At 59.0% G+C, this 21,090-nt stretch carries 20 protein-coding genes; 6 read left to right on the top strand and 14 right to left on the bottom strand.

Features of this window, described 5'->3' with window-relative positions; genetic code table 11:
* Nucleotides 1–119 precede the first annotated feature (119 nt).
* Nucleotides 120–1,382, top strand: coding sequence for a 6-phosphofructokinase (locus tag BMZ67_RS17650; protein WP_092026451.1), 1,263 nt, complete (start codon nucleotides 120–122; stop codon nucleotides 1,380–1,382).
* Between the two features lie 69 nt (nucleotides 1,383–1,451).
* Here BMZ67_RS17650 and BMZ67_RS17645 read toward each other — a convergent pair whose 3' ends face one another.
* Nucleotides 1,452–1,709 (bottom strand): GrxA family glutaredoxin, encoded by a 258-nt coding sequence (locus tag BMZ67_RS17645; RefSeq protein ID WP_092026448.1) that lies wholly within the window; start codon nucleotides 1,707–1,709, stop codon nucleotides 1,452–1,454.
* 141 nt (nucleotides 1,710–1,850) lie between these two features.
* A complete protein-coding gene (locus tag BMZ67_RS17640; protein ID WP_092026445.1) occupies nucleotides 1,851–3,980 on the bottom strand; it encodes a methyl-accepting chemotaxis protein in 2,130 nt (709 codons plus the stop codon).
* An 89-nt stretch (nucleotides 3,981–4,069) separates the two neighbouring features.
* Here BMZ67_RS17640 and BMZ67_RS17635 point away from each other — a divergent pair, with 89 nt between their 5' ends.
* A complete protein-coding gene (locus BMZ67_RS17635) occupies nucleotides 4,070–4,498 on the top strand; it encodes a YqaA family protein (RefSeq protein WP_092026443.1) in 429 nt (142 codons plus the stop codon).
* A 20-nt stretch (nucleotides 4,499–4,518) separates the two neighbouring features.
* Here the strand turns inward: BMZ67_RS17635 and BMZ67_RS17630 are convergent, their stop codons facing one another.
* Nucleotides 4,519–5,934, bottom strand: a complete 1,416-nt coding sequence (locus BMZ67_RS17630; RefSeq protein WP_092026593.1) for an AarF/UbiB family protein — start codon at nucleotides 5,932–5,934, stop codon at nucleotides 4,519–4,521.
* Nucleotides 5,935–6,241: 307 nt separating this feature from the next.
* On the opposite strand from BMZ67_RS17630, the gene BMZ67_RS17625 reads away from it, so the two are divergent.
* A complete protein-coding gene (locus tag BMZ67_RS17625; RefSeq protein WP_092026440.1) occupies nucleotides 6,242–7,357 on the top strand; it encodes a GGDEF domain-containing protein in 1,116 nt (371 codons plus the stop codon).
* On the opposite strand, the gene lipB is transcribed toward BMZ67_RS17625, so the two are convergent.
* The 11 genes from lipB to BMZ67_RS17570 form a co-directional block, all read right to left on the bottom strand.
* Nucleotides 7,335–7,973, bottom strand: coding sequence for a lipoyl(octanoyl) transferase LipB (gene lipB / locus BMZ67_RS17620; protein WP_092026437.1), 639 nt, complete (start codon nucleotides 7,971–7,973; stop codon nucleotides 7,335–7,337). The two genes, BMZ67_RS17625 and lipB, sit on opposite strands and share 23 nt — an antisense overlap.
* A 3-nt stretch (nucleotides 7,974–7,976) precedes the next feature.
* Nucleotides 7,977–8,246: an HP0495 family protein gene (locus BMZ67_RS17615; protein ID WP_092026434.1), complete on the bottom strand. Its 270-nt coding sequence runs from the start codon at nucleotides 8,244–8,246 to the stop codon at nucleotides 7,977–7,979.
* Between the two features lie 31 nt (nucleotides 8,247–8,277).
* Nucleotides 8,278–9,444: a D-alanyl-D-alanine carboxypeptidase family protein gene (locus BMZ67_RS17610; protein ID WP_092026430.1), complete on the bottom strand. Its 1,167-nt coding sequence runs from the start codon at nucleotides 9,442–9,444 to the stop codon at nucleotides 8,278–8,280.
* 75 nt (nucleotides 9,445–9,519) lie between these two features.
* On the bottom strand, nucleotides 9,520–10,347 hold the full coding sequence (locus BMZ67_RS17605; RefSeq protein WP_092026427.1) for a septal ring lytic transglycosylase RlpA family protein: 828 nt from the start codon (nucleotides 10,345–10,347) through the stop codon (nucleotides 9,520–9,522).
* A 29-nt stretch (nucleotides 10,348–10,376) separates the two neighbouring features.
* Nucleotides 10,377–11,360 (bottom strand): lytic murein transglycosylase B, encoded by a 984-nt coding sequence (gene mltB, locus BMZ67_RS17600; protein WP_245750026.1) that lies wholly within the window; start codon nucleotides 11,358–11,360, stop codon nucleotides 10,377–10,379.
* 162 nt (nucleotides 11,361–11,522) lie between these two features.
* Nucleotides 11,523–12,665, bottom strand: coding sequence for a rod shape-determining protein RodA (gene rodA, locus BMZ67_RS17595; RefSeq protein WP_092026590.1), 1,143 nt, complete (start codon nucleotides 12,663–12,665; stop codon nucleotides 11,523–11,525).
* The gene (gene mrdA, locus BMZ67_RS17590; protein ID WP_092026422.1) at nucleotides 12,665–14,557 is read right to left on the bottom strand and encodes a penicillin-binding protein 2; all 1,893 of its coding nucleotides are present in this window, start codon (nucleotides 14,555–14,557) and stop codon (nucleotides 12,665–12,667) included. Before mrdA ends, rodA begins: the two co-directional genes overlap by 1 nt.
* Nucleotides 14,558–14,565: 8 nt before the next feature.
* Nucleotides 14,566–15,036, bottom strand: coding sequence for a 23S rRNA (pseudouridine(1915)-N(3))-methyltransferase RlmH (rlmH, locus tag BMZ67_RS17585; RefSeq protein ID WP_092026419.1), 471 nt, complete (start codon nucleotides 15,034–15,036; stop codon nucleotides 14,566–14,568).
* Nucleotides 15,037–15,387, bottom strand: a complete 351-nt coding sequence (gene rsfS / locus BMZ67_RS17580) for a ribosome silencing factor (RefSeq protein ID WP_092026417.1) — start codon at nucleotides 15,385–15,387, stop codon at nucleotides 15,037–15,039. It lies immediately after the preceding gene.
* Nucleotides 15,388–15,457: 70 nt separating this feature from the next.
* A complete protein-coding gene (nadD, locus tag BMZ67_RS17575; RefSeq protein ID WP_092026414.1) occupies nucleotides 15,458–16,111 on the bottom strand; it encodes a nicotinate-nucleotide adenylyltransferase in 654 nt (217 codons plus the stop codon).
* Between the two features lie 6 nt (nucleotides 16,112–16,117).
* Nucleotides 16,118–17,374 (bottom strand): glutamate-5-semialdehyde dehydrogenase, encoded by a 1,257-nt coding sequence (locus BMZ67_RS17570; RefSeq protein ID WP_092026411.1) that lies wholly within the window; start codon nucleotides 17,372–17,374, stop codon nucleotides 16,118–16,120.
* 265 nt (nucleotides 17,375–17,639) lie between these two features.
* On the opposite strand from BMZ67_RS17570, the gene BMZ67_RS17565 reads away from it, so the two are divergent.
* From BMZ67_RS17565 to BMZ67_RS17555, 3 genes are read left to right on the top strand one after another with little or no spacing between them, the layout of a single operon-like run.
* The gene (locus tag BMZ67_RS17565; RefSeq protein ID WP_092026408.1) at nucleotides 17,640–18,647 is read left to right on the top strand and encodes a GGDEF domain-containing protein; all 1,008 of its coding nucleotides are present in this window, start codon (nucleotides 17,640–17,642) and stop codon (nucleotides 18,645–18,647) included.
* Nucleotides 18,644–19,642, top strand: coding sequence for a GGDEF domain-containing protein (locus tag BMZ67_RS17560; protein WP_092026405.1), 999 nt, complete (start codon nucleotides 18,644–18,646; stop codon nucleotides 19,640–19,642). Before BMZ67_RS17565 ends, BMZ67_RS17560 begins: the two co-directional genes overlap by 4 nt.
* On the top strand, nucleotides 19,639–21,090 hold the full coding sequence (locus BMZ67_RS17555; protein ID WP_092026402.1) for a bifunctional DedA family/phosphatase PAP2 family protein: 1,452 nt from the start codon (nucleotides 19,639–19,641) through the stop codon (nucleotides 21,088–21,090). Before BMZ67_RS17560 ends, BMZ67_RS17555 begins: the two co-directional genes overlap by 4 nt.

The raw sequence follows: 21,090 nt of genomic DNA, 5'->3' as shown, positions 1-21,090 counted from the left end.
ACGCCCGCAACCGTCAAGGGCAAATTGACCCCGTTATAAGGGGTCTCCGTCATGAAAATTGGCAATAATTGACGTATCATTCGCGGCAACCGATTAACCAGCAGGAGGCGCCAGCCAACATGGCCATCAAGAACGCGTTTTACGCCCAGTCCGGTGGGGTCACCGCCGTCATCAACGCCAGCGCTTGCGGGGTCATCCAGACCGCACGCAAGAACCCGGATAAAATCGGCAAAGTTTACGCCGGTCGCAACGGAATCATCGGCGCCCTGCGGGAAGAACTGATCGATACCAGCCTGGAGACCGATGACGCGATCCAGGCCCTGCTGCACACTCCGGGCGGCGCATTCGGCTCCTGCCGTTACAAGCTCAAGAACCTGACAGAGAACCGCCGCGAGTACGAGCGTCTGATCGAGGTTTTCCGGGCCCACGACATCGGCTATTTCTTCTATAACGGCGGTGGTGACTCTCAGGATACGGCTTACAAGGTCTCCCAGCTGGCAGAGAAAATGGGTTACCCGATCACCTGTATCGGCGTCCCCAAAACCGTCGATAACGACCTGCCGTTCACCGACTGCTGTCCGGGCTTCGGTTCCGTCGCCAAATACATTGCCACCTCCACTCTGGAAGCCAGTCTGGATATCCGCTCCATGAGCGAATCATCCACCAAGGTGTTTATCCTTGAGGTGATGGGGCGCCACGCGGGCTGGATTGCAGCCTCCGGCGGTCTGGCCGGTAACGGCGAGGGCGAGCCACCTCACATCATCCTGTTCCCGGAAGTGCCCTTCGACCGTGAAGCCTTCCTGAAGCGCGTTGACTATTGCGTGGAAAACTACGGTTACTGTGTTGTGGTAGCCTCTGAAGGCGCCCAATACGAAGACGGCCGTTTCGTTGCCGACGCTGGTGCCAAGGATGCCTTTGGTCACACCCAGCTCGGCGGTGTTGCACCGGCCCTGGCCAACATGGTTCGCCAGGCCCTTGGCCACAAGTACCACTGGGCAGTCGCCGACTACCTGCAGCGTTCCGCTCGCCACATTGCTTCCGCCACCGATGTTGAGCAAGCCTACACCGTGGGCAAGGCAGCCGTGGAAATGGCTCTGGCTGGCAAACAGGCGCTGATGCCAACGATTGTCCGCGAGCAGGCGTCCCCGTACCGCTGGCACATTGGCGAAGCGCCCCTGAGCGAAGTGGCCAACCAGGAAAAGAAAATGCCAATCCACTACATCACCGATGATGGCTTCGGCATCACACAGGACTGCCGGGAATACCTGCAGCCGCTGATCGAAGGTGAAGCCTTCCCGCCGTTCGAGAATGGCCTGCCCAAAGTGGCCAAGCTGAAAAACCAGCTGGTTGAGAAGAAGCTGAAGGCCTCCTTCGAGGTCTGATGCACCGGCCATAAAAAAGGCGCCTTTCAAGGCGCCTTTTTTGTCTCTGGCCAACACATTCGAACATGCTTAGCCGGCTGTGGCGGCGGCCTCTGCCTGACGCACATACTGGAAGAAGTCATCACACCCGCCAATGTGCTGCTCCCCGACAAAAATCTGCGGCACGGTCTGCACAGGCTTGCCCACGGTTTTTTCCAGGTCTGCCTTGCTGATCCCTTCGGCAATCATATCGACAAACCGGTATGGGAAGTTTTTGACTTCACAGAGCTGTTTGGCCCGAACACAAAAACCACAGGACATACGACCAAAAATTGTAACCTGCTCCATAAACGCCCCTCATACTTAATCAACGATTGGCCAGGCAGTGCCAGCACCAGAATCACGAGGGACATCATGCCAGCAGCGCCAGGAAAACAAAACTTGATCGTACAAATATCCTCGATAGCCAGATCCAATGACCGGACTGGTTCAGGTCTTCAAGCGGCCCAGTTCCTGCTGCAGGGTATCAACCTGACGATCCAGTTCCTGGCCACTGTGCCGGACCCGCTGCGCCAAAGCCCGCAGGTCATTGGCTGCATCACCAATGGCTGTCAGGTTCTGGTTAATCTCCTCACTGACTGAACTTTGCTCCTCTGCGGCCGTCGCAACTTGGGTCACGTGTTCTACGATCACGCCAATGCGCTCAACCACCGTTGCCAGGGAGTGATCCGCTTCACGAGTGCCGTCAACGGCCATGGTTGCCCGGTCAACACCCGCACGGATCACCGACACGGTCTGCCCCACTTCCTGTTGCAGCCCTTCGATCATCTGGCTGATTTCATCCGTTGATTCTCGGGTTCGCGACGCCAGGGTCCGCACTTCGTCAGCCACCACCGCAAACCCCCGACCCTGCTCGCCAGCTCGCGCAGCCTCAATCGCCGCGTTCAGGGCCAGCAGGTTGGTCTGCTCGGCGATGCCTCGAATCACATCCAGGATTCGGTTGATGTCGTCGCTGCGACTCGCTACATGGCTGATCGCCTGACTCGCCTCGTCCATGTCACCGGCGAGGGCGCTGACGCCTGTCACCGCCGTCCCCAGGGTCGCCTGGGTAAAGGTGATACCATCACGCGCCTGACGGGCATTCTCTGCAGCTTCACCGGCGAAGCGGGCGACCTCATTGGCGGTTGCCGACATCTCGGTCATCGCGGTGACCACACTGGAGATTTCCTGGCTCTGCCGCTCAGTATTTTCGTCCGTTTCAACGGCAATGGCACGAACATCACTCGCCTGAGCCTGCACCTGGACATCAACGGCCTTCAGATCATTGATCATGGTTCGCAGGCGCCCAAGGAAGCGATTGAACCCACCGGCAAGGGCAATCAACTCGGCATGAGTATCAATCTTTAATTCCCGGGTCAGGTCGCCTTCCGCGCCCGCCAGGTTCTGCATGCGGGCGCTGATTTCATCCAGTGGCCGGGTGACCGAGCGCACCAGCAGGATCAACACCGCGATCGCCAGCAGCGAGACAACCACGCCGACCAACAGCTGTCGCTGCGCCGTTGTCGCTACCTGTTCCGATAGCAGTGAACGAATAGCATCCAGCTCCGCCAGCGCCGCTTGTCGTGGTAACTGAATCACCAGCGACCAGACCGCATCGGTATCGTCAAATTCAATGGGAAAGGCAACCGCGAGCACCTCTCCGTCGTCGAAGGAGCGTTCACCACGATGCAGGTTGACCAGGGCGTCAGCCAGCTCCGGGACAGCTTCGTTCAGTGGCCGGCCCAGAAAGTCCCCGTAATGGCTTGCCGCCGCAACCAGTCCCTTTTCGCTGAGCAGAGTAACCCGTGATTGACCATCGTACAGTTCCTTGCTCACCCCGATGATGGCCTGCTGCAGGGTGGTCAAGTTGATATCCACCCCGGTAACCCCGACAAAGCTCCCCTCGCCATTGAGTATCGGCGCCACCAGGCTGGTCATCAGTTCGCTGTAACCCTCTGAAATCTCATACTCGTAGGGTTCCATGATGCACGGTGCCAACGAGTCCATAGAACAGAGATACCATTCGGCTTCCCGTATTCCGAACTCGTTACGCTCGTCCACATATTTTTCGCTGGGATCCTCGGTACGACTGAACTGCACCTGGCCATCCTGGTCACGGTAAAAATAGATTTCAAGGGTGCCCGCATCACTGCTGTACTCTTCCACCCCTTCGGTAAAATAGCGATCCTCACCATCGTAGCCATCCGGCTCGAACTGGGCATAGATGGAACTCATGCCGGGCTCCGACTCCAGCACCCCGCCGATAATGGCCATCAGGGCCGGGCGGCTGATGCGGTTGTAGCGGTCAGCCTTCACGTTCTCTTCGATCACGTACCTCAACACGCCCGGTGTCCTGAAGGCACTGTTGAACATCCCGCTGACTTCTTCGCCATAGCGGGCGGCAGTGGCAGACAACCGTTTCATCACGATATCCTGCACCATGGTCGATGTGGCCTGAGTCAGCTCTGCCTCCATATTCCCAAGCGAGCGCTGAGCCGTGATCATCATGCTCCCCCCCATCACCAGCAGCAGGGCAATCACCAGCGTGTACAGCTTCAGTTTGAGGGATTGTTTTTTCATGAATCGGAAAACCTTTGTAGAATCGCTTGTCACTCATTAGGTTAGCGGCGTACAGCCAACTTCGCCATAACTGTCGAAAAGAGGCCAATTTGGTATACCTGAGTCTGTTTGTCACCGCTTTTTTAGCAGCGACTTTGTTACCTGCCTATTCCGAGGTGCTATTTGGTGGTCTGGTCACCCAGGGCTACTCCGTCTGGTGGCTGTGGTTCTGGGCCACCCTGGGCAACACTCTGGGGTCGGTGGTGAATGGCATTCTGGGACGACAGGTAGAGCGGTTCCAGAATCGGCGCTGGTTTCCGTTCTCCCCGGAGCAGATGGAAAAGGCCCGAACACGCTACCTGCGCTATGGCGAGTGGTCCTTGCTATTGGGATGGTTGCCCGTGGGCGGGGATGTCTTGACGCTGGTGGGAGGGATAATGCGGGTACCCTGGCCGACCTTCATTACCTTGGTCGCCATTGGCAAGGGGGCCCGCTATGCCGTCGTGCTTTGGATTGTCCTTGAGTCATTCGGGAACTGATGCCCGGTTGAGCGCAAAGGTCAGGAGGGTGAGGTTTCCGACTCCTGGTAAAGGTAGGAACGAAGCAGTTCCTCACCGTTGAACTCCGAACACAGCACCGAAATGAACGTGTAGACACCAATCAGCTTGCGGTTCAGGAACACAAATTCCTTGGGTGGTATTCGGAAATAACGGCTGATGGCCGACCGGGCTGCCTGACGGGCGACCCTTGACGGCAGGTCGCTCTGTTTCCAGCGATACTGCCCCTCACTGTTCACCGCGTGCTCGGGCCATTGCCCCTGGTCTGGCAGCAAGGGTTCCAACACCGACATACAGACCTCGGCAAACGTGTCGAGCACGTCCTGGGGCCAGTCCCGGCTCATGAATCCGAGGTTAACCGCGCCCTCTATCATGGCTTCCCGATTGCCTTCATAGGACGCCTGGATCATCCGTTTCACCGGTGTCAGGAAACTTTCCGGATAGCTCTGGACCGCGCCGAAATCCAACAGCACAATCTGATCCCGCTGGGGATCGCAGCCCGGCTCCCCGGCAATCCGGATGCGGTAATTACCAAAATTGGGGTCGGTCTGGATCTCGCCCCAGACAAACAGCTCCTCCAGGAACAACTCCAACGCCGCCTTGCCCAATTCACTCCGCCGTTCCAGCGGCAGTTCACGGACTGCCACAGAACTCACCGAATGGCCGGGTTCATAGGTGGATGCCATCAGGTGGGAGGTTGAATATTCCTGCAACACACGAGGCACCACAAACCGCGCATCGTTTGCCAGCATCTGGCGAAAACGCTCCGTGGTTTCGGCCTCGAGACGGTAGTCCACTTCCCGATGCATCATCACCCGGACTTCTTCCAGCCAGTCTTCAAATTCGGGGCCAATGGAGACCAGACGAGCAACCCGCAACAACTGGGCAACGGCATTCAAGTCGCTGTCGATGGCATCGGCCACCCCGGGGTACTGCACCTTAAGCACCAGCTCCAGACCGTCACTACGACGCCGTGCCCGGTGTACCTGGCCGAGGGAGGCAGCGCCAATGGGTTCCGGGTCCACATCGAGCTCTGCCAGTCGCGCCGCACCCAATTCCCGTTCCAACACCTGTTGGATCGCCTTCCATTCGAGGGACGTGGTCTGATCTTCCAGGGTGTGGAGGGCCTCGGTGACTTCTTCTGGCAAAAAATGCTCGCCGTAGAGCGCCATGACCTGCCCGATCTTGACCACACTGCCTTTGAGCTTGCCCAACTCATCCACCAGAAACTCAGCCTGGCGGGACAACATCTCCCGGTGGCGCCGCTCACGGTTTTCCTTGCTGCTCAACCAGTTCGTGGCCATGTGCGAAGCCATGCGGGTACCTGCGAACAGGCCAGCACGGGTCAGCGAAAGCCGACGTTCGAAACTGCCGGTTTTGATGCGGGATACGGTGTTGCCACTTTTCTTGGACGCCATGAAATCCTTTCCGAAGCCGTTACCCCAGGCTGGAGGGGATATGCGAATGTAGGAAGCCTGTTGCCGCTGGTCATTATACTGATAAAGCGAGAGCCGCCGGTTACTGCTTAGCCAGCGCCCACGCGACACTTCGGCCATTGAACAAACTCTCTCCGGGCTCGGATTAACAGAGCCTCAAAGCAAGTAAACACCAACTTCCATGAATATTTACGATTTTCTACATTCAAGGTGCTTGATAAACGTTAAGCTAGAAACTCAATAAAATAATAAAACAGCTTTCTGTCACGGCGACTACTAAAAAAGCAATATGGCCCTGATACAACACTCTGACACCCCACACGATAGCCAGGCCGACGCCCATATCGAAGGTGAAATCCCGGTACCGACGCTAATTACCTGGCTCACCCTATCCGCGGTCTGCGCCCTCGGCTTCTTCGGCTTCCGCGGTTATATGCAGGGAAACCTGCTCACCCTCTACGTCCTGGCCACGTTCGCCACCCTGCTGACCGCAAACGCCCTGGCCTATGCCATCACGGCCAACGAAGCCTGGCTGCGCAACGGGTTTATAGCCCTGATCACCCTGCTGTTTTCGTTCCTTGCCGTATTTGCGGTGGAAGACGGTGCCGGAGTGCTGTGGCTGTTCGCCTACCCCCCGGTCGTCTTCTACATAGGCAACCAGCGGGTTGGCCTGTACAGCTGTGTCGGGGGCTGGGTGGCGCTGGCGCTGCTGTTCAGCCCACTGGGCGAACTGGTTGCGCAGACTCCCTACACGGCAACATTTCGCCTGCTGATGCTGTCCGCGCTGGGTTTTGAAATGGTGTCCTGTTACGCCCTCGACCAAAGCCGGCGTCGCAGCAAGCAACGGTTACTCCAGCTTGCCTCAGAGTTCGAATTCGCCGCCAAACATGATGCCCTCACCGGGCTGTTCAACCGGCGGGAGGGCCACTCCCGTATCGAGGACGAGTACGAACGGTACCTGCGTAACAACCGGGTATTTTCGGTCCTGTTGATGGACATTGATTTGTTCAAGAAAGTGAACGACAACTTTGGGCATCAGGCTGGAGACCTGATGATCAAACTGGTCGCCAGAACCCTGGTTAACGAGTGCCGGAAGGTCGATATCGTCGCGCGCTGGGGAGGGGAAGAATTTCTGGTGGTGTTGCCGGAGACCGATACCCGGGAGGCTTTCCAGATTGCCGAGCGAATCCGCCAGTCCGTAGCGTCTCAGGATATCGAGTATGGTAACCAAAGCATCCGCTCCACCATCAGCATTGGTGTTGCGTCGATTGAGGGTTCAGAGTCCATTGAACGCGTTTTACAGCGAGCCGACGAAGCGCTCTATCGCGCCAAGAACCTGGGACGCGACAAGGTCTGTGAGCACGGGGACAGCAAACCCGTCCTTACCAGCCGTCAACGCGGCTGACCTGCCCCGCTTCCAGCCGTTTCGCCAAATGCCCGGATAACGACCGGGAAATTGCATCCACGCTGGCTTGCGGAGCGAAATCAGACACCTGGCACATGGCCATCCCTGAATAGCCGCAAGGGTTTATCCGGGTAAAGGGTGACATATCCATGTCGATGTTCAATGCCAACCCGTGAAACGAACAACCACGACGAACCCGAAGTCCCAGTGATGCGATCTTGGCACCCCCGACATAGACCCCAGGCGCGTCAGCACGTGGCGCGGCTTCAATACCCAGTTCCGCAAGGGTATCCACAATCGCCTGCTCGATATGGTCCACCAGCACACGCACACCCAGCCCGGCGCGGCTGAGATCAATCAACAGGTAAATCACCAATTGGCCGGGACCGTGGTACGTCACCTGCCCTCCACGGTCAACCTGAACTACAGGTATGTCGCCGGGGTTCAGAATATGCTCAGCTTTGCCCGCCTGCCCCTGCGTAAACACCTGTGGATGCTCCAGGCACCAGAGCTCGTCCACCGTGCCCTTGTCACGGTCAGCGGTGAACGTTTTCATGGCCTCCCAAACCGCCTCGTAAGGCTGCAGGCCCAAGGAGCGAATAACCAGCTCAGTCACCAGTCACAGCACCATGTGAACACGGCCACTGGCCTTTAGTTCTTCGAACAGGGCCTTAAGCTGGGGTTCGCCAGTTGCAACAATCTGCAGCCGGACCGAGCAGAACCGGGCATTGCGGCTATCGACCACAGTCACGTGCTCATCTTTGATCCCCGGCGCATGGTTCTCCACCACCGCGCGCACAAATTCCTCAAAGTCCGGCGCAGCGGTTCCAATCACCTTGATGACGTAGTCACAGGGAAACTCAATCTTGGGCGCTTTGGGTTCAGTCATGATTCAGGCTTCTCTCAGCTTGGGCAACGGATCAAGAGAACAGCTGCACAAAGAACAGTTTGATGGCATCCCACAGACGCTTGAACAAACCGCCTTCCGGAATGTCCTGCAAGGCCAGCACCGGCTCGTCCAGCAACACTTCACCATTCAGGGATACCCGAATCCGGCCCAGCTCATCGCCAATGGACACCGGCGCCTTGATGACCGTGTCAATGTCCACCACAGACTCCAGGGCATCCTTTGAACCACGGGGAATGGTGACGAAAACTTCGTCCTTCACACCAAGGGCCAATTCATTCTGCTGCCCGCCCCAAACCGGGCTGTCCAGCAGCTGCTGGCCGGCACTGAACAGCTTGGCTGACTCGTAGTAACGGAAGCCATAGTTCAGCATCTTCTGTACTTCCTGGGCTCGCGCTTCATTGCTCGGCGTCCCCATCACAACACCAATCAGGCGGGTGTCATTGCGAACTGCAGACGCCACCAGGCAAAACCCGGCTTCGTCGGTATGGCCCGTTTTCAGGCCATCGACACTGGGATCACGCCACAACAGTGCATTTCGGTTAGGCTGACGAATGTTGTTATAGGTGAAGTGCTTCTCAGCGTAAATTCCGTAATTTTCCGGATAGTCGTTGATAATGGCCTTGGCCAGGAGCGCCAGGTCAAACGCCGTTGAAAAATGGTCTGACTCCGGCAAGCCGGTCGCATTGGCAAAATGGGAGTCCTTCATACCCAGAAGTTGAGCCTGCTGGTTCATGATGTCCGTAAACGCCGCCTCACTACCGGCCACAAACTCTGCCAGGGCGACAGAGGCATCATTGCCAGACTGGATCACCACTCCTTTCAACAAGTCCTCAACCCGGACCTGGGTACCTTCCCGGACGAAGGTTCGGGAGCCTTCAGTGCGCCAGGCGTTGACGCTGATGGGCACCATGTCGTCCATGGAAATGCGGCCTTCGGCCAGTTCCCGCTCAACAATGTAGGCCGTCATCATCTTGGTCAGACTGGCTGGCGGCAGGCGCTCATGGCTGTTGTGTTCCATAATGACGTCGCCACTGCGCGGATCCATCAGCACGTAGGAGCTGGCGCCGATTTGCGGGGGCGAAGGAATTAACAGCGGCTGCTGCGCTGATGCCACGGCAGGCACCAGTACAACAAGCAGGAAGACGATCAGTGAGCGAAAAGCAGTTGTGTGTGACATGGGTCCATTCATAGTTGAGGTTTACTGTTTTATTTAGGCGCCAGCCTTTCAGTGCATCAGCTGGCCATTCGTCATTTAACGGTTGTCGGTCAGCAAGATCGACTCCCTAAAGCCGTTATCCGCCAGTTGCTGCAAGGTTCTCTGGGCCTCGCTGGAATCCTGGAACGGCCCCACCTGGACTCGGTGGAAACGACCTGATGCGGTCTCCACTTCCCGCACCCGAACCGCAGATGACACCAAGGCTTCAGCCTGCTCGGCCATCAGTCGGGCCGGTGCCGCATGGGAAAACGAACCCAGCTGGACAAACAGCCCTGGCGCCCCTGTAGCAGCACCGTCGGTGCTCAGCGGAGCCGACTCACCCGCCACCCGGGCAACACCGTCAGGGGTCACGGTAATGGCCGCCACCTCCACCCGGGCAGTTCCCTGGGCCTGGTAACCCAGCTTGATCGCTGCGGCGTAGGACAGATCAATCAAGCGGTCGCCGTGGAACGGCCCCCGGTCGTTGACCCGGACAATGACGCTGCGTCCGTTATCAAGGTTCGTCACCCTGGCATAGCAGGGAATGGGCAAACTCTTGTGCGCCGCCGACATGCTGTACATGTCGAAGATTTCGCCATTGGAGGTCTGGTGGCCATGGAATTTTTCGCCATACCAGCTGGCAGTACCCTGCTCCACATAGCCGCGGGCATCGCTCATTACCGTGTACTGCTTGCCCCAAACCGTGTAGGGCGAGCGGTTACCGGCCGTCCTCGCCGGTTCATACCGGGGCACCGCATCCTGCAGCCCGGTGGCATCAAAACCACCCTCCGGCGCCCTGTCCTGGGTTATCGAGTAGCGCGACGGCGGGGGCGAAGAGGCACAGCCAGTCAGCATAGCGGCCAACACAGCCAAAACCACCAGCATTCGTTGTCTATAGGGCAAGGGGGTTACCTTCACGATGAACCGGCTTCCTGTTCCATACCCTGCGTTGCCAGCGCGTCGGACAACTCCTTCACCGCCATGGCATACAGGTGACTATGATTATATCGGGTTATGACATAGAAATTATGGTAGGTCATCCAGAGTTCTGCGCCATTGTCCCCATTTAACCGGATTGCACGGGCAGGCGCATCGGTCGGCAAACCCGCACCAAGCCGCAACCCCGCGTCCAGATAATCCGTGATTGCCAATCGGGGCTTAAGTTCCCTGGTGAGCAGTGGAGAATCCTCTGGCAGGTCCTGCTGCACACGCTCGGCAACCGGTTGCCCCGGTAGCCAGCGATGGGCGTGAAAGTAATTTGCCACACTGCCGATGGCATCCACCGGGTTATTGAGGATATCGGCTACGCCGTCTCCATCAAAGTCAATAGCGTAGTGACGGTAGCTGCTGGCAATGAACTGACCGTACCCCATCGCCCCGGCGTAAGAACCCTGCAGCTCCAGCGGGTCGAAGCCCTGCTCCCGGGCCATCAGGAAAAACTGGGCAAGTTCACTTCGGAAAAAGCGGCTGCGGGGTGGGTAGTCAAACGCCAGGGTGCTCAGCGCATCAATCACGCGATAGTTGCCGCGGTACCGCCCATACCAGGTTTCAACGCCGATAATGGCCGCAATGACCTCTGCGGGCACGCCAAACTCAACCTCGGCACGCGCGAAGGCGTCCCGGTGTTCAGCAAGAAACTCGTGCCCCTGGCTGATACGCTCACTGCGCATGAATATCCCACGATACTCATGCCATTCGAGGGACTTTTCGGCGGGACGGGCGATCGATTCCAGAATCCGCTCATTACGCTCAGCCTGGTCCAGCCAACCCTGGATCCGCTCAGGCTCAAAACCGTACTGTCCGGCCATTTCCGCAATGAAACGCTGCCCATCGGGTTGCTGGCCATAACCCGCAACTCCGTCCAGCGCCACACCCCAGAGCAAGGCCAGCAACACCACCCTGGTGATTCCGCTTCTTTTTAAAACCGGTCTGTCCAACTCTGTCCGTCCTTCTCAGTCACTCCCGCTCAAGGCTGGGTACCTTAACATGGCGGCAACATGGCCAACCATTACCCTGCGTCCACCTGCTCCCTGGAAACAACCCTATAGCGATGGCTCCGGCTAGGCGCCAATCATCCGGCGGTGGGTCTGGATCGACATCAACACCCCAAACGCCGCCAGCAAGGTCACACTGGACGTTCCTCCATAGCTGATCAGCGGCAGCGGCACACCAACCACCGGCAGCAAGCCACTGACCATACCGATGTTGACGAAAATGTAGATAAAAAACGTCATCGTCAACGCGCCAGCCACCAGACGCCCGAACGAATCCTGAGCATTGACGGCAATGTACATGCAACGGAACAGAATCAGCAGGTATAGCCCAAGCAGTGCGAGCATACCGACAAAGCCGAACTCCTCGGCAAGCACTGCCACGATGAAGTCGGTGTGGCTTTCCGGCAGGAATTCGAGGTGCGACTGGGTTCCCTGCAACCAACCTTTGCCACTCCAGCCCCCGGATCCGATGGCCGTCTTGGACTGGATGATGTTCCAGCCGGCGCCCAACGGATCGCTTTGTGGGTCCAGCAGCGTCAGCACTCGCTGCTTCTGGTAATCGCGCATGACGAAGAACCACATCATTGGCGCCGCCACCGAGACCATCCCCACAAAGGCCGCGATCAGCTTCCAGCTGATGCCTGCAAAAAACACCACAAACAAGCCTGCCGTTCCAACCAGCAAGGCGGTTCCCAGGTCAGGCTGTTTGATAATCAGCGCCATTGGCACCAGCACGATCGCCAGTGCCACTGCCACATGGGTCAGCCGTGGGGGAATGTAATGTCGGGACAGGAACCAGGCCGCCATAATCGGCACCACCAGCTTCATCAACTCTGAGGGCTGAAAGCGTGGCAGCCCCGGCAACGCCAGCCAACGCTGAGCCCCCTTGGCGCCAACCCCCACCAGCAGCACTGCGATCAGAGCGCCAAGCCCAATGAGATACAACCACGGCGCCCACCGCCGGTACACCGAGGGGTCCAGCTGGGCAAACACCAGCATCACCGCAAACGCCACGGCCATACGGATACCCTGGGCCTTTAGCATCTCCAGGTTCCGGTCCGCTCCGCTGTACAGTACAAACATCCCCCCGCCAACCAGCAGGAACAAGAGCAGGAGCAATATGGGGTCGAGGTGTAACACCGACCAAATGCTTTTCTGCCGGGTAAACCCACGGTCAGGTGTCGGGGACAAGAAACCGCTGGCCCGCATCATTCGCCCTCCACCCTTACCGGCTCTACTTCAACGTTATCAATGTCTTCAGGAAAGCCCAGTAACCACGCATCGAACATCGCCCGGGCCACCGGTGCAGCGGTACTGCTTCCGCCGCCGCCGTTTTCAACAATCACCGCCACAGCGATCTTGGGATCATCCAGGGGGGCGAAGCCGACAAACAAGGCGTGGTCCCGCAGCCGCTCACGAACTTCCTCGGCGTCATACTCCTCGTCCTGAGCCAGACTGAACACCTGCGCAGTGCCGGTCTTTCCGGCCATACGATAAGGGGCACCCTCGGCTGCGCGGCGGGCGGTACCGCGGCGCCCATGCATGACCTCCGCCATGGAGTCGATCACGAATTCCCAGTCGTCCTGATTCTTCAGCACAATATCTGTTCGGGTTTCCGGCGGCAGGACTTCCTCGAGCGAGAGGTCTCCATCAACCCCCATCAACAGGCGAGGCTGAGCCCAGTGCCCGCGATTGGCAATGACCGCCGTTGCGGCCGCCAGCTGCAATGGGGTCGACAGCATGAAGCCCTGGCCGATGCCCATGTTTACCGAGTCTCCGGGATACCAGGGCTCGTTGCGCACCGCCTGTTTCCAGTCCCGGGAGGGCAGCAGTCCCGACAAAGCTCCGCTGACATCCAGCGAGGTGTCGTCTCCAAAGCCGAACTCATGCAGGTACTGATACATGGTATCCACACCCATCCGTACCGCGGCATCGTAGTAATAGATGTCGCAGGACTGAGCCATGGAGAGGGTCAAATCCACCCAACCATGGCCGCCCCGCTTCCAGTCCCGGTAACGTCGGCCACCGGCTTGCAGCTGAAAGTAACCAGGATCCCAGACCTGGCGTTCGCGGGTGGTCACACCACTGTCCAGTGCGGCCACCGCCATCATCGGTTTGATGGTTGAGCCCGGCGGGTATTGCCCCCGCAATGCACGGTTGAACAGCGGCTTATCGTGGGAGGTACTCAGTTCCCGGTAGGCGGCCACACTGATGCCGGTTACGAACAGGTTGGCATCGAACCCGGGCACACTGGCCAGGGCCAGCAAGCCTCCAGTTTCTGGCTCCATGGCAACAATGGCGCCCCGCCGGCCATCAAGAAGGCTGTAGGCAAGCCGCTGCATCCGCAGATCAAGATGAAGACGCAAGTCCTCCCCGGGTACCGGATTTTCACGAGCGAGTACTCTCAGGGTGCGCCCCCGAGCATTGGTCTCCACGTGCTGGTAGCCCACCTGACCATGGAGCTGGGCCTCATAGAAACGCTCTATTCCGGACTTGCCAATGTAGTTGGTGCCGGCATAGTTCACCGAATCAATGGTCTGGAGTTCCTCTCGGTTAATCCTGCCCACGTAGCCCAAGGCGTGGGAAGTGATTTCACCATAGGGGTAATAGCGTACCAGTTCCGCCGATACTTCCACGCCAGGCAGTTCATGGCGATGCACCGCCAGGGCAGCGATGTCCTCTTCCGTCAGGTCATACCGCAACGGCAATTCCTGGTAGGGCCTGCGCGGCTCCCGTAACCGCCGCTCAAAGCGCTCCAGCTCTTCCTCGGAAACATCAATCAGGCGAGCCAGTGAGGCCAGGGTGTCATCAATCGCAGGTACGCGCTCTGGAACGATGGTAACGCTGAAGACGGGGCGGTTTTCCGCCAGCAATTCGCCATTGCGGTCGTAGATCAACCCACGAGTAGGCGGCACCGACTGGACCTGAACCCGGTTCTTGTCCGATAAGGTGATGTAGGTCTGGTGCTCGACAATCTGCAACTGGTACATGCGGGCCAGTAGCCCGCCTAGCATGAGCAGAACGAACGCCAGGGCCACCAAGGTTCGGCGCTGAAACAGGCGCCGTTCAGCGGCGGTATCTTTGAACTCACCCCAGGGCATGACGTTACCTAGGCTCGGTGATATGGGTGATTGCGGGTAATGCTCCAGGCGCGATACAACTGCTCAGCGAGCAGAATACGCACCAAAGGGTGAGGCAACGTCAGGGGAGACAGTGACCAGAGTTGATCGGCACGATCGCGGCAAGCCGCAGGAAGGCCGTCGGGGCCGCCCACCATGAAGCAGACGTCCCGACCATCCTGCTGCCATTTCTCGAGCTGGCTGGCCAACTGCTCAGTCGACCAGGCACGCCCTCCCACTTCCATGGCAACTACGCGGTCCCGAGGGCCGGCGGCCGTCAGCAGTGCTTCCCCTTCCTTTTGCATCAGACGGGGAATGTCCGGGTTCTTGCCCCGGTGAGCCATGGGAATCTCAGTGAGGTCTAGGGAAAGCTCCGCCGGCATGCGGCGGGCATAATCGGAATAGCCCTGATTCACCCAGTCGGGCATCTTCTGGCCGACGCAGAGCATGCGTAGCCGCATTTATTCGCTGCCTGCTGCGCCCAGATCCGGAGAGTCTCGCCAAAAACGCTCCAGATCGTAGAACTCCCGGGTCGCCGGCATCATCACATGAACCACCACGTCACCCAGATCCACCAGAATCCAGTCGCTGGCATTGGCCCCTTCGACATTGGCGGCACGGACGCCCTGTTCCTTGGCTTCTCCGATGACGGAGTCCGCCAGCGATTTCACGTGCCGGTTTGAGGTACCGGACGCCAATACCATATAGTCGGTCACACTGGTTCGGTCTTTGACATCAATGACGCTGATGTCCTTTGCCTTCACGTCTTCCAGTGCATTTACCACCAGATCTTTAAGCTGCTCTGCCTGCATAATCACCCTGTTGAGCGGCCGGGGATGGGTCCTCCGGCGCTGAATTTCTACACAAGCCCGGATTGTAGCACTAAAGATTGCCCTGCGGCAGACGGAATCCATACAGCTCCCGCCGCTGAATTTCCTGCCAGACCACATCCGGCAAAAGGTAGCGGGGAGAAAGGCCCTTACAAATTTTTTCGCGGACCGCCGTTGCCGAAATATCCAGCAATGGCAACGCCTGATACAGAAACAGCCCACAAGGTGCCGACGCCAGCTCCTTAGCTGAGCCGCACCCTCGGGTTCTGAGCAGGCCAGCAGGAACGCTGTCAGGGTCAAAAGCATACCCCGGCCTTGCAACCACCAGGACATGGGCCAGCTCGGGTATGGCCTGCCAATCGCGCCAGCGATCAAAGCCAGCGAACGCATCGGCCCCCATCACCAGAACCACTGGCTCGTCGGCCCCAACCTCTGAGCGTACCTGGCGCAGCGTATCGGCGGTATAGGATGCACCGCCTCGTGCGAGCTCCCGGTCATCGACTACCAAGCCAGGCTCACCCGCGACGGCCAGCTGCAGAAGCTCCAGCCGCTCCTGACTGCCCGCCCCTGGATGGGCACGGTGCGGTGGGATGTGACAGGGCACCAGCGCCAGCTCCGGCACCGCCAGCATCTCCCGGAGTTCTACCGCAAGACGCAGGTGGCCGTTGTGAACCGGATCGAAGGTGCCCCCGTAGATTACCCGCATACGTGATCAGGTCCGGACGTGGCCGTCTCCGAACACCACATACTTCTGGGATGTGAGCCCTTCGAGCCCAACCGGCCCACGCGCATGGATCTTGTCGGTGGAAATGCCAATTTCCGCACCCAGCCCATACTCAAATCCATCGGCAAAGCGTGTGGAAGCGTTGACCATGACCGAGCTGGAATCGACCTCGGTGATGAAGCGCCGCGCACGGGTATAGTTTTCAGTCACAATACTGTCGGTATGCTGCGAGCTGTAACGATTGATATGGGCAATCGCGCCGTCCAGACCATCGACCACTTTCACCGCCAGGATCGGCGCCAGGTACTCCTCGCCCCAATCCGCTTCGGTGGCGGCAACCACATCCGGGAGGATTGAACGGGTCAGTTCACAACCACGCAGCTCCACCCCTTTGGCAACAAAAGCCTCGGCCAGCAACGGCAGGATATCCTCGGCAATTTCCTGATCCACCAGCAGGGTTTCCATGGTGTTGCAGGTGCCGTATCGGTGAGTCTTGGCGTTCACAGCAATCGCCAACGCCTTCTCGGGATCAGCATGACTGTCGATGTATACGTGGCAGATGCCATCAAGGTGCTTGATCACAGGCACCCGCGCATCCCGGCTGATTCGCTCAATCAAGCCCTTTCCACCCCGAGGCACAATGACGTCCACATAACGGGGCATGGTAATCAGCTCGCCAACAGCTGCCCGGTCAGTGGTCTTGACCACCTGCACCGCCGCTTCCGGCAAACCCGCAGCGGCCAACCCTTTAGCAATACAGGCCGCAACCGCCTGGTTTGAATGAATGGCCTCGGAGCCGCCCCGCAAAATGGTGGCGTTTCCGGACTTCAGGCACAGGCTCGCCGCTTCGACTGTCACATTGGGGCGAGATTCGTAAATAATGCCAATGACGCCCAGGGGCACCCGCATCTTGCCAACCTGAATGCCGGATGGGCGATAGGTCATGTCGGTAATTTCGCCGATGGGATCCGGCAAGGCAGCCACCTGACGCAGCCCCTCAATCATGGTGTCGATGCGCTCTGGCGTCAGCTCCAGACGGTCCAGCATCGCTGGTTCCAACCCGTTTTCCCGACCCTTGTCGAGATCCTTGGCGTTGGCAATGGTCAGTTCACTCCGAGCCGCATCAATGGCTTCCGCCGTTGCCAGCAGCGCCTGATTGCGCATGGCGGTCGTTGACCGGGCTACGATAGAGGCCGCTGCCCGTGCCTGTTCGCCCAGTTCCACCATGTATCCAGCAATATCCATCATTACACCCTTAACTGAGAGCCTGTTGCTTGAAAACACCCCTAACGGGCGTAATCCACCACTTTAACCTGTCCACACCCGGCACGCATCTGCTTTCAGGGCCCAGACGAAATTCGCCCCACCCCAAACTGCGGTTAGACTTATGCCATGGTTGCTTTATTATACCGCTGCAAATAAACACTTCGAGTGTGCACCAGTCATACGCAAGGCCGCAGGTACTGACGTATGCTGGAGTATTATGGATGGCTAGGAAAGGACGGAGACCATGGGCCAGATGGCCGAAATATTCCTGCTGAGCCGATTTGCACGGATCAGCTGCACAGCCCTGGTGGCGCTAGCCTTATTCACCGCCTATCAAGGGGCGGGCCTAGCCGCAGCCATTTCACTGACCGCTGCCGCCCTGGTCTGGACTTCATCTCCCTTCCACCCCGGGCGCGCCCGCCAGCCCTGGCTGACCATCAATCGAACCCTGCTGGTTCTGCTCGCGGCCCTGCTGCTGGCCAGCCTGTGGAGCCCCCCTTGGACTATCGGGCACTGGCTGTACGCCATGCCGCTCATCGCCTTCGGTCTGCTACCTGTGGGCTGGGGAGCCTTGTTGACGCTGTTCTGCGTGGTTGCCATCGTGGTTGCCAACCAGGCCGCCGTTGGCGACCCGGGGCGTCACCAGTTCATCAGCTCCATGCTGCTAACCCTGGCACTGTCGGGCATTTTGGTCTACCTGCGCGAGTACAAGAGCCGCCAGCTGGCCCCATTGCGTCGTACCGATGAGCTGACCCAGGCCGCCAGCAGAGAGTACCTGTCCGCTGATCTGCACAAGGAAATCCAGCGTAGCGAACGGGAGGGCACGGACATGGCCGTCATTCTGGTCGGTCTCGACTCACACCTTAGCGACAAGGATCCGGACGAGGATATCCGCGCCATCCTCCCCCGCATCGGCCGCTTCCTACACTCCCAACTGCGGGACTTCGACTCCTACTACCGCGTCGCGGATCTGCAATTCCTGGTGATTTTGCCCAATGTGGCCACCGCTGAAGCAGCCCAGACTGCCGAGACCGTCCGCAAGGGCCTGGGCAGCCTGCTGGAATCCCATGGCCTCAACCTGACCGTGAGCGCAGGCATTGCCGGACTCAACATCGGCGATGACTCCGACAGCCTTCAGCAGTCAGCAGCCAATGCCCTGAGGCGGGCACAGCAGCAAGGAGGCAATCGCGTGCAATCGTACAGCACCTGGTCGGAAGCTCAGGTCACCCAGGCCAGAGGGCCAGTTCAATGACGGAAACCCGCCTGCGCACCTACACTCACCTGACCGGCTATGGTCTGGCGACGCTGTTCATCATGATTCTGGCGACCCAGAACTTCCGCTATGGGTTCTACGACCTGTTCTACCTGGCCTGCACCCTTGCGGCACTGACGATCGCCGGTATGGGGTACACCACCCTGGCCCGGCGGCAACAGCTCCGCGCACCCGGCCACCTGTTCATCATGGCCGCCCTGAACGGGCTGATCCTGGTCGCGCTGTTCTGGCTGCAGGAAGCTGACATCAGTTACTGGTGCCTTCCGGTCATCCTGCTTAACCTGCTGATCCTGCCGTTACGACAGGGGCTCGCCCTGTCTCTTCTGGTTACCGTCGTCCTCACAGCCTTCCTGCTTGCACGGGAACCTCTCACTGACACCCTGCTGATTGCCTTTGCAGCCGTCATTCTGGCAAGCACTGGCGCGCTGTATATCTGGCACTACGACCACATGGCCCAGTCGGCGGAAGACCTGGCGATCACCGACCCAGTCACCGGCGCCCACAATGCCCGCTTTCTGGATGAAACCCTGCAGAAGGAAATCAGCCGGTGTGGCGTAACTGGCCACCCGCTATCGGTCATTACCCTGGCGATGGATTATCTGGAGGAAACGAAAGACCTCCATGGCCAGAATGGCCTGACCACGTTCTACCGCGCAGCCACCCAACACCTTTTTGGCGTCATTCGTGCCGGCGATTCCCTCTACACTCTGAGTGACGGCAAATTCTTCCTGATTCTGCCATTCACCCCCGAAGAAGGGGTCCGGGTTATTGCCGAGCGCATCCGCCGCTCTATTGCCGAGCGGGACTGGCCAGTGGTGGGCCGGGTAACCATCAGCCTGGGTTGCACTACCCGGACCGTGAACGACACCTTGGCCGACTCACTGCGCAAGCGAACTGACGAAGCCCTTAAGGAAGCCCAGAAGCGCTCGCAAGACTCAATCTGGTTTGCCGAGGGAGACCTGAACGGAGCATGAGCACAGCCTGGCTGAGTGCCTTCACGGACTGGCTTTCGGTCAATCCCGGGTGGCTGGCAGCCACCCTATTTCTGGTCGCCTTCCTCGAATCGCTTGCCGTTGCCGGCATTGTGGTGCCGGGCGTTGCAATACTGTTCGCGGTCTCGGTTCTGGCGGGAAAAGTGGGCGTTCCCCTTGCTGATGCCTTGCTGTGGGCCGGACTGGGAGCCATAGCCGGAGATGGCCTGAGCTTTTGGCTTGGCCGCTGCTTTCAGGGCCGGCTGGATCGCATATGGCCTTTCAGTCGTTACCCGTCCCTGCTGAATAAAGGCGAACGGTTTTTCCTCCAGCACGGTGGCAAAAGCGTCGTCATTGGGCGCTTCGTCGGCCCCATCCGCCCCATCATTCCCCTGGTTGCCGGCGCGCTGCTGATGCCCTGGCAGCGTTTCCTCACCTTTAACGTACTGTCAGCGGTCGGCTGGGCCGTTGCCTATATCGCCCCCGGCTACCTGATTGGCAGTACGCTTGAACAGTCGCTGGAACTGCCCCGGCATTTTTACCCCATCCTCGCTGCCGCCATGGCAACATTGGCGCTGGTCTATCTGCTTCTGTTCCGGGTTCAGATCGGCCTCAGCAGCAACAGCGAGGCTTACAGCCGCCTGGCCAGCTGGATGGGCAAGTACAACAGCACCCATCGCTTCTGGCGAGAAATGAGCAGTCACCGCCCCGCAACTGGCGGAGAGTTCCCCCTGCCCTCTCTGATCCTCGCCGTTGGTGCCTTTGCCCTGTTTGCATTGCTCTCGCTGCTGGTCGCTCATACCCCGCTGTTCCACGAAGCCAACCAGTCGACGGCGCAATTCTTCAGCAATCTGCGAAATCCACTGCTGGATCCTGCCTTCGTATTGATCAGCGGCCTCGGTGATACCGTGATGCTGATGAGTGCGGGCGTGCTTGGGCTACTGGCATTCGGCTTTCGTGGCTATTACGCCGCCGCTCTGCATATATTGGGCGCCATGGTGCTGGGGGCTGGACTGATACTGGCGTTTAAGGCGGGGCTGAACCTCCCGAGACCGGAACTGGCAGCCCAGCCTCCGGCGTCGGCCGCCTTTCCAAGCGGCCATACCGCAGGCGTCACCATTGCCTTGGGCCTGTTGGCAAGTTTTATCGCGAGGGAGCAGGTCAGTAACCGGCGCTGGCGCATCTACCTGATCTCCAGCCTACCTATGGTTCTGGTCGGGATAAGCCGCCTGTATCTGGGGGTTCATTGGCTTACAGACGTCATGGGCGGGGTATTGCTGGGGCTGGCGATCTGCGGTGTCATTCGGGCAAGCTTCAGTCGCTATGACCAGACGCCGCTGTGGTTTGACAGCACCTTTGCCGGCGCTCTCGTGGTCTGGCTGACGTTGGCTGCCGCCCATCTGAGCCTGACCTGGAGTTCGGCCATGAGTGCCTATCAGGCACTGCCCTGA

Source organism: Marinobacter zhejiangensis, from assembly GCF_900114775.1.
In the GTDB taxonomy this organism is placed as follows: domain Bacteria; phylum Pseudomonadota; class Gammaproteobacteria; order Pseudomonadales; family Oleiphilaceae; genus Marinobacter; species Marinobacter zhejiangensis.
This window is presented reverse-complemented; position numbering and strand designations above follow the sequence as displayed.